This is a genomic window from Allorhizobium sp. Av2 (assembly GCF_021462805.2).
Taxonomy (GTDB): domain Bacteria; phylum Pseudomonadota; class Alphaproteobacteria; order Rhizobiales; family Rhizobiaceae; genus Allorhizobium; species Allorhizobium vitis_G.
The window spans coordinates 1297695-1308862 of the sequence record NZ_CP192696.1; the positions used below are offsets into that span (position 1 = coordinate 1297695).

The following is an 11168-nucleotide window of genomic DNA, read 5'->3' on the forward strand; positions in this document are numbered from 1 at the left end:
TTCTCCTACTTTTAGCGATTCTCGGATTGTCAGTGAAGCCTTGTTGGATGTTTTAAAATTGTCTCCATTTCGTCGTTAAGTCAAATTGCACATCGAATGGGTGCATGTTCACATTATAGTAAGGATCATGCTGAAATAAATCAGGATGTTTGTTGTAGAGTTTGTGTTTTTCTCGCTTTAACCTTTCGAATTTCTCCAGATTTTGGTGATCTATTCCACGGGATACGGATTCATGATGGATGAGTTGGATAAAGGGCAGATTGACATTGTAAAATCCGGCCTTTTTCAGCCTAAAGCAAAGGTCAATATCATTATATGCGACTGGGAACCCCTCATCGAAGCCGTCCACCTTCCAAAATTTAGACTTTTCAATTGCCATCAAGGCGCCGGTAACGGCAATCCAGTTGTAGGGCAGTACTGACCGGCCGAAGTAGCCTGGAAAATCAGGGGCCTGCCTTGAAAACGCGTGACAAGGACCTGGCTGGAGATTCAATATACCATTATGCTGTATGGAGCTTTCTTCACCATATATAAGTTTTGCCCCTACCGCTCCGGTATGTTTGAGCTGTGCTTGACCTGTTATCTGATCTAGCCAGTTGCTCTTCAAAATCTCTGTATCATCGTTCAAGAAGACATAGACTTCACCAGAGGACTTAGATGCCCCGAAATTGCAGAGTTCTGAGAAATTAAACGGAATGTCATGCGTCAGAACGGTTATCGACGAATTTTGATTGATCTCTTCGAGGTATTTCAGTGTTTTTTCATCTGAAGATCCGTTGTTTACTACAATTATCTCAAAACTTTTATAGTTTGTAACATCGAGTATGCTCGATATACATTTCGAGAGATAAACAAAATTATTTTTAGTCGGGATGATGATAGAGACAAGGGTGCCCGGCATAGGGATATAAACCGGGGTGTAGTGATTTGGTAACTCATCCACATGCTGCATTGAGCCACGTTGATGCCTGCGGCTAAGTGCGTTAGTCCGTGCTATTTTTCCGTGCTCAACGGCCTTGGGCTTCGCATTGAGATCTGCTGCTATTGAATTCGGGATTATCCTCCAATGGTAGAGAACTTTCGCGATATGCTCAATTTTTGATGCTTTCTCGCTTACTTTTAGGATGAAATCCCAATCTTGGGCTCCATCCAAATTACGATCCAGTGGGCCTGCACTAATTGCAAGAGAACGTTTCACGCAGGAGACGTGACAGGTATACATCGTTGCCATCAATGTGTCGGGTGACCAGTCTGGTTTAAAAAATGGCTGGACGAAATTTCCACGCTCGTCAATTTTGTCCTCATCCGAGTAAAGAAACTCTGCCTTTGTTTCGTGAATTCGCTTGGCTAATTCATATAAGCAGTCGCTGGTCAACTCATCGTCGTGATCTAGGAAGACAATGTAATCTCCGCTGGACGCTGATATCCCAACGTTGGTGGCTCCGGCGATGCCCTGGTTTGACGTAGTCTTGATTACGCTCACGCGCGAGTCGGTACCGCTAATCCGTGTAAGGTCCGATGATACACGGTCGTCAGTGCTGTAATCATCTATAAACAGCAATTCCCAGTTGCCGTACCACTGACGCCTAACGCTTTCGTAAGCCTTGTCTAAAAGTCCCTCCGGCGTGTTATAAACAGGCACGATCACGCTGAACTTGATATGTCTGGAATTTGTTCGGATGAACTCTTGAGTCGATTTCGCTGGTCTTAATGGAATATAAGTATAGGGTGTTCGATTAAGTGAAATCGAGAAAGTATTTTTGTCTGCATTAAAGCTTATATACGTATCAGCCCGTTCACTTGCAGTCGGTCGCCAGGCTTGGCCTTCTTTCATGCCGTAATATACATAATGCTGTATAGGGCTGATGTTCGCCGCTTTAATGTCTGGCCGAAGCTTGAGATACCATTCCGAGTCGAACACGCTGTTCGGCATTCGACCTTCTTCAATTCCATACCGTAAGAAGTGGAGAAGAGGGTTCATTCCTGTCTTTTTGACGTCAGTATAAGTGTCGAGATACCAGCTCGCATCAAAAAATGAATGAGGGTTACGGTTCTCCTTTGCTCCATACATAATATAATGAGTAAGGGGAGACGTGCCTTTTTTTCTGACGTCCTCATAGGCATCAAGATAATATTTCGTTGAAAAAAGTGGGTTTGGATCGCGTCCCTCTTTTTCACCATATTTTTTAAAGTGGACCCAAGGATCGAAACCTGCGTTAGCTGCATCTGGATAAGTAATATTATACCATTTTTCGTCAAAAAGCTCTGGCGATCGACCAAACCTCATTGCGTCGATACGAAATGAAATTTTTTTGATTATGTGGCTGAATATATTTCTATTTAGTCGAGAATTTAAGATGCGTAACTGATTGTCGAGTTCTCGAATGTTTGAATTGAGATTGTCTAATTCATTTCTATTTTTCTCAAGCTCCGCAAGAATCGTTTCTATTTTGTCTTCTTTTTTCATGTCGAGTCCGGTTTTCTTTTTGTCTTGCAGTGAGTGCAAATGAGAGATCTAGATTAAACCATCGTAGATGGAATGTTGTATCACATCGAAACGTTTTCAAACGTCAATTGGGAGTGATCCTTTTAGCCGAATAGAAATGTTAGGTATGTCTAATGTAAGGACATATTGCTCTTTTAGCATCTAATCGTGTTGAGAGTATGAGTAAATTTTTTTTTGGCGAAGTCGTGACTATCTGGGCAGTTTTTGAACAACAATTCGATTTCTCCCCTAAGCGAACAAGTTCGATTGAAAACGGATCGTCGATGTAGTCTGCTTTGAGCGATCACTCTGAGCGACGAAAAGTAAGTGATTTGTGATGGAGGATGATAATCGCTCGCCATTTGTCGTGAGAAACGTGGGACATAGGCTTTGGAAGTTATTGTTTTTTCAATATATAGATGCGCAGGTCTTGGGACACTTCATTCCTACAGCGGCGCGATGTCGCAGCAGTTTGCATTCGTCTCGACCGCACCAAGAACCCGGCTTTAGGCCGGGTTTTTCTTTTTTACGTCAATAGTTTGCTTTTTAAATCGTGCCTCGTGGCAGAGGGCCAGCTTTCGGCATTCGATGGACGGTTTTAGACTGTGCTGTTTTTGGCTTATGAATTGCCTTAATGGCCGTGATTTCGCAGCGGGGGCATCCTACTTCATGCGAGAATTATCCAAGTTCAGATTGAGCCAAGCAGGCACTCGTTTCTCGTGTTTCGTTCGTCCTTCGGGGAAAACCGTTTTCCACTTTCCTCGGACAAGCTCTCCTCATCAAAGGCATGAGGTATTCGAAAACGGAAGGCGAGCTGTCAGCTTCAATGGCTCTTCGTATTAGTCCGTTAGGCGCAGTTCGTCGCCGCGGATCTGGATGCTGTCTAGCGTCGAGAGAAAACTCATACCAAGCAGGCTGCCGTCCATTCGGCCCGGCTGGGTGATCAGGGCGCGGACATTTTCCCGGATCACGGGGCCGATGGCCACCTGCCGCAGGCGCAAGGGCGAGGCTAGCGCTTCGCCATTGGCGGTGCTGACGGTGACGCTATAGGACAAGTCCTCAACATTGATGCCGATCCTGGTGGCATCCTCGGCCCGCAGCACCACGGCGCTGGCACCGGTATCGATCATCATCGGGATATCGACGCCGTTAATACTGACATTTGCCGAAAAATGTCCGGAGGAGCCTCTTTGCAGGACGAGTTGGCTCTGGCCATCGCCGGTCGTGGTGACGACGGCACGCCCCGGCACCAGCCCGGCCAGCACCCGGTCTGCGACGGAAGCCGCATCGTTACGGTAGATATAGCCGGTGACGAGGATGAGGGCGATGAGCACCCAGGCGGCGGCAAATCGCAGGTTCTGGCCCAGGTTCTGGCGGCTGGCAACAATGCCTGCCGAAAGCATGAGCGCAAAGGGCAAGAGGGTAACGACACGGGCGAAGTCGTCATTATCCATGCCAAAGCTCTGGCCGCTATCGCGGTTGATGATCAAAACCGCAGTCCCTGCGAGCAGGATGCCGATGACAATGCCAAACCCACCGAGCTTCATGGTCTAATCCTGTTCTACCGGCAGAGACCCTCGCAAGCTCAGCATGATTTCTGTCCGTTGCCGCTCGCTATAGCGCGACCAATTGGCGATATCGTCCAGGCTGCGCCCGCAACCCAGGCAGAAGGCACTGGTCTCGTCCAGAGTGCAGACGCCAATGCAAGGCGAGGTGGCGCAGGGCGAAGAGGCTTGAGCGTTTGTCATGCTGATGTCCTACAAGGCCATGGCGATGCTGGCCAGCGCGGCGATTTCACAAATCTGTTGGGTAGCGCCTATGGTATCACCAGTCTGGCCGCCTAGCCTGTGCGAGACCAGCCGATTGGCCGCGAAGGCCGCCGCGCCACTTGCGACAAGCATGACCACCAGCGGATGAAAAGAGGTAACCGGCGCGATGGTGACAACCGCGACGGCCAAGCCGAGGAACAGGGCCGCATATAGGGTATTATCCTCCGGTTTTCCAAGCGATGCCGCGACACCATCGGGTTTTGCCGGGGGCAGGGCGTGCCAATGCCAAACCATCAGCGCCCGGCTGACGGCGGCAATGCCGATCATTACCAGCGCAACATGGATGGGAGAGAGGCTATTAACCAGCGAGGCCAGCGCCGCGACCCGCAGACCAACGCCAAAAACCAGGGACAAGACCCCAAAAGTGCCGACCCGGCTGTCCTTCATGATATCCAGCGCTTTTTCGCGGCTGGCACCCCCGAGGCCATCGGCTGTGTCGGCAAAACCGTCCTCATGCAGGGCGCCGGTCAGCAGGACTTGCAAACCAATTGCGGCAAAAGCGGCGATCAGACTGCTGGCGCCGAGGCCCAGCATTAGGGCCAGCAACAGGCCAGCGGGGGCAGCAATGATCGCACCGGCCAGAGGAAAGGCGCGGGGCGTGCGGCCCATTTCGCCGGAATGGTTTTGGAAAAAATGCGAAGCGATCGGCAGGCGGCTGAGGAAGCCGAGCGAACGGGCGAGATCGTCGACAAATGCAGTCAGGGTCATCAACGTCGTCCACTCTTTATATCTGAGGATTTGTGCGAGTTTCCTGGAGGGAAACTGTGCCGAATCCGGCTCTTTTCATGGTTTAATATATAGTTTGCCTATTGCTATTTGCCAGTCGCCGCGAAGGCTGGACGATTGGTTCCGTTGTTAGCGTTTTCCGCAAAATCGTTTTCTCTTAAATGTTTGCGAAAACCGGTAGGTCAGGGTTTTTTCGTCCATTGATAAAATTTTGTGCGAATCGATTCCGATTTGGGAATTTATGCATTAAGAAAGGCGCCAAATCCGCCTGAATAAAAGACAAGAAAGCCTGCCTGATGAGTGTAACCGGCCTGCCGTTTGACGATTTCCGAGTGCTGCTGCGCGATTTGCCAGGGCCTGACAGCCATGCGCTTGTGGCGGCCCGCGACCGCGACCGTCAATTGACCAAGCCGCCGGGCTCGCTTGGACGGCTGGAGGAAATCGCCATGTGGCTTGCCGCCTGGAGTGGCCGTGCGCCGGCGGTGAACCGTCCACTGGTGGCGATCTTTGCCGGCAATCACGGCGTGGCCCGGCATGGTATTACCCCGTTTCCGTCCTCCGTCACCCAGCAGATGGTGGAGAATTTCGCAGCCGGTGGAGCGGCGATCAACCAGATTTGCGTTGCCCACGATCTCGGCCTGAAGATCTTCGATCTGGCGCTGGATTATCCGACTGGCGATATTACCGTCGAGCCGGCTCTGTCGGAGCGTGATTGTGCGGCCACTATGGCCTTCGGCATGGAAGCGATTGCCGGTGGCACGGATCTGCTGTGCCTCGGCGAAATGGGGATTGGCAATACGACCATTGCCGCAGCAATCAACCTGGCGCTTTACGGCGGCTCTGCCGAGGACTGGGTCGGGCCTGGCACCGGCTCGCAAGGTGAGATGCTGGAGCGCAAGATCGCTGTGGTCAAACAGGCGGTGGAATTTCATCGCGATCACCTTTCCGATCCGCTGGAAGTGATGCGCCGTCTGGGAGGACGCGAAATCGCCGCCATGGCAGGCGCCATTCTCGCAGCGCGAATGGAGCGTATTCCGGTGCTGATCGACGGCTATGTGGCGACGGCTGCCGCTGCCCTGCTGAAAGCGGCCAATCCCTCGGCGCTCGACCATTGCCTGATCGGTCATGTCTCGGCGGAGCCGGGGCATTTGAAGGCCATCGACAAGCTGGGCAAGACGCCGCTTCTGGCGCTTGGCATGCGGCTGGGCGAGGGGACGGGTGCAGCCCTTGCAGCTGGCATCGTCAAGGCGGCTGCGGCCTGCCATACGGGGATGGCGACCTTCGAACAGGCCGGCGTGACCAATGCCGGCACCCATTGAGGCATCTTCTGTTGAAAAGCCTGGTATTGGGACGGCCTCAGACATGAGTTTTGAAGACGATAAACCCGCCCCCTTTGAGAAAAAGACCGGGTTTGCCCATCTTTTTGCCGCCACCCGCTATTCCATGCAGGGTGCGCGACGCTTATGGCGCGAGGCTGCCTTTCGCCATGAAGTGCTGGCGTTCGCAGCCGGCCTGCTGCTCCTCGCGCTGCGGGGTGCAGCACCCGTCTATTACCTCGGCTTTTTGCTGTTGATGCTGATGCTTTTTTCCGTCGAGGCTCTAAATACCGCCATCGAAGACGTGATTGACCGGATTTCACCGGAATTTTCGATCGTCGCTCGCAATGCGAAGGACTTAGGATCATTTGCGGTGTTCTGCCTGTTGGTCGCCAACGGACTCTATATCGGCTGGGTGATGTTTTTCGCTGGCTGAGCCACTCTACTGAAACAAGGATGAATGAATGAAACGCCTGCTGCGCCTGATACTGATCATGGCAATCGCCGCTATCGTGCTCTTCGGCTCGCGCTGGTATACCTATGTCACCAATACGGAAAGCCCGTATCAGGAAGTCGGCATCGACATCAACAGCCGCCTGCCGGACCCCTTCAACAAATGGGGTTGCGCCAAGCTGCAAGCCAATTTCAGCACCATGCTGCCGCCCTATGGCTGCCAAAACCCCACCGACCCGAAGCAATGGCGCTAGGGTCAGCCCGGTTCCAATTGTACCGGTTTGCTTTAACACTCTCTATTCTCTAAATTTTTAGCGCTTCCGGGAAACCGGGAGCGCTTTTTTATGGGCATATCTCCACGCTGTTGTGAAAGGCAGATCCTCACCACACGTTCCCAATAATTTCAGGGTAAATCGCGTTTGTGGTCGGCAGTTGATGGTTACAACGCATGTGTATCATTCCGTGACTTTTGCAGGCCACAGCAAAAGCGTACCGATCGGTATTCAACAAGCAACATTGAGCCATGATGGCGTTGCAATTTGATCAGGTGGAAATCATCAATGACTGGCATGTCGTGGGGATGACGACGATCTCCCTTATCAACCTTATCTTGGGCAAAGAGCACTCTTTTGCTGAGAAAGATCGGGTTTATGTCACATGTTTTTCGGCATGGCTCCGTTGTGCGCTGAAGGCCTGTAGCGATATGGCCAAACGACATCCCTTCAATCTGTCTCCTGTCGCGACGCTGATCTGGCCTCGTTACAGGCTTGGGCTGCCCCGAGGGGGGGATCGCGTGGAACGACAGGGGTCGAGTCTGCAATCGAGATTTGGGCGGCATTTGATGAGCTTGTGCCTTTCCCCAATGTTTTGGGGATCAGTGTTTGTAGGGCCCGTGTTTGGAGGAAGACAGGCCTGATCGAACGGCTCGGTCAATTGACTAAGCCGAAGCGCGCGGTAGGAGGCCGCGCGCTATATCTACCAGAGGAGGAGGATGCCTTGAAGCAGGGAAAGAGGACGTGTGCCGTCGCCAGTCTGGCGACGCCGAGAGGGCTCGAATACAGTATCCATGCAGCAAAACTGTTCTGTGCATTGTGGTTCATCGTGCTGTTTGGAATTGCTGTCCCAGTGGCGGCCCAGCCTGCGTTGGTTGCCGATGTGCCTTCATCTGCCCTGGGAAACCTTCCCGATCCGGTTTACGAAGGCCCTTTGGCGTCCGTTGGAAAATCTCTGCATGATAACGGAATCGACCTCCGGTTGGACTATTTCAACATTTACCAGAGTTCTCCGACATATGGATTCAGCTCGACGGCCTATGGCGGGTTAATCTTTGATGCGACTGGTCATCTGTCGCCTGATTTTCGATTAAGGCTCACGGAAACGTTTAATTTTCCGGCTCACAATGTCGGTGGCTACGCGAATGTCTTCGTTGGGCCTGTTCGTGACAAGTCAGACACGGATCTCACCCGCTTAACATTCCAGGCGGATTTTTTCGATGATCGGCTCCTGATCGAGGCTGGTCGTATGGGACTGGTCGAAAATTTCATGACCAGGGGCTTCTGCGACGGTCCCGCCTGTGTCAACTCCACACAAGGGGCAACCCTCCATCTGCCTGAGGCGGGGCTTGCCGTTTGGGGCGCACGGGCGGCATATAAAATGACGCCCAACACAACGGCGGGCTTCGGTATCGTTGAAAACAATACCGACAATTGGCTGGACGGTGATGGTTGGGATTGGGAAAAGGGCAGTACCGATGGGTATATTGCGGTTGCCAACATTATTCATGCAGAGAGTTTCATAGATACCCCTCGTCCTCTAAAATTCGAGATTGGTGCCTATCGTCGCTCGGCCGCCTATAATGATGCTCTCTATGATGACGGGCCTGGAAACCCGACATTCAGCTCCGCTTCGCCGACGGTCATCACCCATAAGAATGGCACGAACGGTCTTTATGGACAGGTCCGAAAAGTCCTGTGGAGCGATCCTAACGGTGGTCCGGTTCCGAAGAATCTGGCGTTCTATGGTGGTGTTTTTCACACGTTGGGGGACGGCCAGGCCTATCCGTGGGAAGCCTATGCCGGCCTTGAATATTCGGGTTTTCTGCCAGAAAATCCGCTCACCACGATAGGTGCGTCGATCCATTATATCGCCCTCAGCGAGGAACGTGCGCAATATGAAACAAACGCCCGGCGGGTCATGGCAGGACTGGATCAGCGCCAGTCGAAGGATACGTTCATGTTTGATGTGCATGCAAGAACGGGACTGTTCAACAGGGGCGTTCTCAACGCTGGTGCAGCGTATATCGTCAATCCAAACACAATCGTTCCGACCGACTTTTCGTCAAAACAGCAGAAGGATGGCTTCTTCTTTTATGTCGCGCTGGCGTTCGACCTCGGCGGCAGCCTGGGCCTTTCGCCCCGCATAGGCCCTTAAAGCGCCCTCACAATTGTGTAAGAGCGCTTTCAACCCACGACATGACAAGCACCATCAGTCCTCATCGGGCTGATGGGCATCGACCCCCATGGCTTCGATCTCGTTGATGACATGACGAACGCCGGGAACACTGAGCGCCAAACGCGCCGCCATCCGCATTTCTTCATTGGTGTCGACCATGCCACTTAAGGTCGCCGTATGGCCATCGACGCTGATTTCGATGTTATCGAGCTCCATGTCGTCGACTGACTCGAACCGTTCGGCAATGCGGCTCTCAATGTCATCGCTGTCTTCACGACCGATGGTGGCGGGGCTCAAACTATCCTTTAACGCCTCTTCTTTTCCAGAAGCATCGACTTCCTCAATACGGTAGCCGCCATTGGTATCACGGTCGAAATTACCGGCGGTCTCTCCGTAAGCACGATTTTCAGGCGCGTCCGAGGCCGCTGCCGGTGTGTCGGAATAAGGCCATCCGTCGTTGATATCGCGCTCTTCCAGGTCCCGCAATTCGTCTTCGGTGGATGCAGCGTTTCCATGCTTGGCATAAATCATCACACGTTCTCCTGGTTTTTTCTTTTGGATAAACGTTTCAGGATTGATTTGGTTCATATGCCCGGTTGGCTGGGGATTCCAGGCCATCCGGGTGTCAGACACCGCATGTGACGATCATGTTTGCGACGATATTGCCTTCTGCCATTTCTTCAGCAACCGATCGCGTTTCAGGCGGGAGAGCCGCTGGATCCAGAACAGGCCGTCGAGCTGGTCTATTTCATGCTGCATGCAGATGGCGGCAAAGTCCTGAAGCTCCTCCTCGTGAACCGTGCCATCCAGCGACTGGTAACGAAGAGTGATCTGGCGCGGCCGTGTCACGGTCTCGGTCATGCCCGGCATGCAGACACTCCCTTCATCATGTTCCAGAGTGTTTTGAGACAAGGAAAGGATTTCAGGATTGACGTAATCACGCCGTCCACCCAATTCGGGCAGATCGAGGATGACCAGACGCATCAGCTCGCCCACATGCGCAGCGGTAATGCCGACGCCGGGTGCGGCGCGCATTGCATCGTATAATGCATCGGCAAAACTGGTCAGCCTGTCGTCAAACGCCGTCACGGTCTGGCAAGGTTTCGCCAGAAGCGGATGAGGGTAGCGCAGGATTTTCAGGGTCATGACAGAACGATAGGCGGCTCAATCGGAGCCAGCCGCCTCGCGCAGCTTGCGACGGTCGGGCACGATAACATGGCGGTTGTTCTCGATGATGATGATGCCCTCCTTGCGCAGTTTGGTCATCTGCCGGCTGACGGTTTCAATAGTCAGGCCAAGGAAATCGGCAATGTCGGCGCGCGACAGCGGCAGGTCGAAGCTCTTGCTGAACGGCTGCATCGGGTCGATATGGGTGGCGATCAGGTGAAGAAAGCTTGCCACTTTTTCCTGCGCCGTTTTGCGGCCCAACGTCAGCATCCATTCGCGCGCTTCATCCAGCTCCTTCAGGGACTGTTCGTGCAGCTTTCGCTCGAAATCAGGAGCATCGGCCACCAGCCGGTCGATGACGGCACGGGGAAAGGCGCAGATTTCCGCATCGGTTGCAGCCTCAGCCGTCAAACTGCTTTCCTTCAGGAAAGGGCGCCCCATGAAATCCGGGGCAAATTGCAGACCAACGATCTGTTGGCGGCCATCCGCCATCATTTTCGACAGCTTGACCACGCCCTTGACGATATTGCTATAGCTGGAGATCTGCTCTCCCTGGCCGATCACTTCGCCGCCCGCGTCGATATGGCGCTTTGTCGAGATACGGTTGAGCTCGATCAATTGAAGAATCGAAAGGGAGGCGCATACTCCGCCATGCCTGGCTTCGCATTCACTGCAAACAGCAGGCGTCTCCGCGCCGCTGGTGCTGCTTTTAAGACTATGCATGTCCATTGTCTGCCCCAT

Annotated in this window: 11 protein-coding genes; 4 read left to right on the forward strand and 7 right to left on the reverse strand. The window is 52.9% G+C overall.

What is annotated here, in order from left to right; genetic code table 11:
• Nucleotides 1-52: 52 nt before the first annotated feature.
• From FS819_RS06290 to FS819_RS06305, 4 genes are all read right to left on the reverse strand, one after another.
• Nucleotides 53-2467: a glycosyltransferase family 2 protein gene (locus FS819_RS06290; RefSeq protein ID WP_156547871.1), complete on the reverse strand. Its 2415-nt coding sequence runs from the start codon at nucleotides 2465-2467 to the stop codon at nucleotides 53-55.
• Between the two features lie 857 nt (nucleotides 2468-3324).
• Nucleotides 3325-4032, reverse strand: a complete 708-nt coding sequence (locus FS819_RS06295; protein ID WP_156547870.1) for a retropepsin-like aspartic protease family protein — start codon at nucleotides 4030-4032, stop codon at nucleotides 3325-3327.
• Nucleotides 4033-4035: 3 nt separating this feature from the next.
• Nucleotides 4036-4233, reverse strand: a complete 198-nt coding sequence (locus tag FS819_RS06300; RefSeq protein ID WP_156547869.1) for a DUF1289 domain-containing protein — start codon at nucleotides 4231-4233, stop codon at nucleotides 4036-4038.
• 9 nt (nucleotides 4234-4242) lie between these two features.
• A complete protein-coding gene (locus tag FS819_RS06305; RefSeq protein ID WP_156547868.1) occupies nucleotides 4243-5022 on the reverse strand; it encodes an adenosylcobinamide-GDP ribazoletransferase in 780 nt (259 codons plus the stop codon).
• 314 nt (nucleotides 5023-5336) lie between these two features.
• Between FS819_RS06305 and cobT the strand changes: the two genes are divergently transcribed.
• The 4 genes from cobT (at nucleotide 5337) to FS819_RS06325 (ending at nucleotide 9239) form a co-directional block, all read left to right on the forward strand.
• Nucleotides 5337-6359 carry a nicotinate-nucleotide--dimethylbenzimidazole phosphoribosyltransferase gene (cobT, locus tag FS819_RS06310; protein ID WP_070164572.1) on the forward strand — a complete coding sequence of 341 codons (1023 nt, stop codon included), beginning with the start codon at nucleotides 5337-5339 and terminating at the stop codon, nucleotides 6357-6359.
• A 43-nt stretch (nucleotides 6360-6402) separates the two neighbouring features.
• Nucleotides 6403-6792 carry a diacylglycerol kinase gene (locus FS819_RS06315; RefSeq protein ID WP_197434063.1) on the forward strand — a complete coding sequence of 130 codons (390 nt, stop codon included), beginning with the start codon at nucleotides 6403-6405 and terminating at the stop codon, nucleotides 6790-6792.
• A 28-nt stretch (nucleotides 6793-6820) separates the two neighbouring features.
• Nucleotides 6821-7063, forward strand: a complete 243-nt coding sequence (locus tag FS819_RS06320; RefSeq protein WP_156547866.1) for a hypothetical protein — start codon at nucleotides 6821-6823, stop codon at nucleotides 7061-7063.
• 679 nt (nucleotides 7064-7742) lie between these two features.
• A complete protein-coding gene (locus FS819_RS06325; protein WP_234890362.1) occupies nucleotides 7743-9239 on the forward strand; it encodes a carbohydrate porin in 1497 nt (498 codons plus the stop codon).
• A gap of 54 nt (nucleotides 9240-9293) precedes the next feature.
• Here the strand turns inward: FS819_RS06325 and FS819_RS06330 are convergent, their stop codons facing one another.
• The 3 genes from FS819_RS06330 to FS819_RS06340 form a co-directional block, all read right to left on the reverse strand.
• Nucleotides 9294-9791, reverse strand: a complete 498-nt coding sequence (locus FS819_RS06330; protein WP_234624405.1) for a BON domain-containing protein — start codon at nucleotides 9789-9791, stop codon at nucleotides 9294-9296.
• Nucleotides 9792-9905: 114 nt separating this feature from the next.
• Nucleotides 9906-10406: a peptide deformylase gene (locus FS819_RS06335; protein ID WP_156547864.1), complete on the reverse strand. Its 501-nt coding sequence runs from the start codon at nucleotides 10404-10406 to the stop codon at nucleotides 9906-9908.
• A gap of 18 nt (nucleotides 10407-10424) precedes the next feature.
• The gene (locus FS819_RS06340) at nucleotides 10425-11150 is read right to left on the reverse strand and encodes a Crp/Fnr family transcriptional regulator (RefSeq protein WP_156547925.1); all 726 of its coding nucleotides are present in this window, start codon (nucleotides 11148-11150) and stop codon (nucleotides 10425-10427) included.
• Nucleotides 11151-11168 lie beyond the last annotated feature (18 nt).

What these genes read in the sequence shown, in the direction of transcription:
- FS819_RS06335 (WP_156547864.1), bottom strand. Translation starts at nt 10,406, where the DNA reads ATGACCCTGAAAATCCTGCGCTACCCTCATCCGCTTCTGGCGAAACCT.
- FS819_RS06315 (WP_197434063.1), top strand. Translation starts at nt 6,403, where the DNA reads ATGAGTTTTGAAGACGATAAACCCGCCCCCTTTGAGAAAAAGACCGGG.
- FS819_RS06305 (WP_156547868.1), bottom strand. Translation starts at nt 5,022, where the DNA reads ATGACCCTGACTGCATTTGTCGACGATCTCGCCCGTTCGCTCGGCTTC.
- FS819_RS06295 (WP_156547870.1), bottom strand. Translation starts at nt 4,032, where the DNA reads ATGAAGCTCGGTGGGTTTGGCATTGTCATCGGCATCCTGCTCGCAGGG.
- FS819_RS06320 (WP_156547866.1), top strand. Translation starts at nt 6,821, where the DNA reads ATGAAACGCCTGCTGCGCCTGATACTGATCATGGCAATCGCCGCTATC.
- FS819_RS06340 (WP_156547925.1), bottom strand. Translation starts at nt 11,150, where the DNA reads ATGCATAGTCTTAAAAGCAGCACCAGCGGCGCGGAGACGCCTGCTGTT.
- FS819_RS06330 (WP_234624405.1), bottom strand. Translation starts at nt 9,791, where the DNA reads ATGATTTATGCCAAGCATGGAAACGCTGCATCCACCGAAGACGAATTG.
- FS819_RS06290 (WP_156547871.1), bottom strand. Translation starts at nt 2,467, where the DNA reads ATGAAAAAAGAAGACAAAATAGAAACGATTCTTGCGGAGCTTGAGAAA.
- FS819_RS06300 (WP_156547869.1), bottom strand. Translation starts at nt 4,233, where the DNA reads ATGACAAACGCTCAAGCCTCTTCGCCCTGCGCCACCTCGCCTTGCATT.
- cobT (WP_070164572.1), top strand. Translation starts at nt 5,337, where the DNA reads ATGAGTGTAACCGGCCTGCCGTTTGACGATTTCCGAGTGCTGCTGCGC.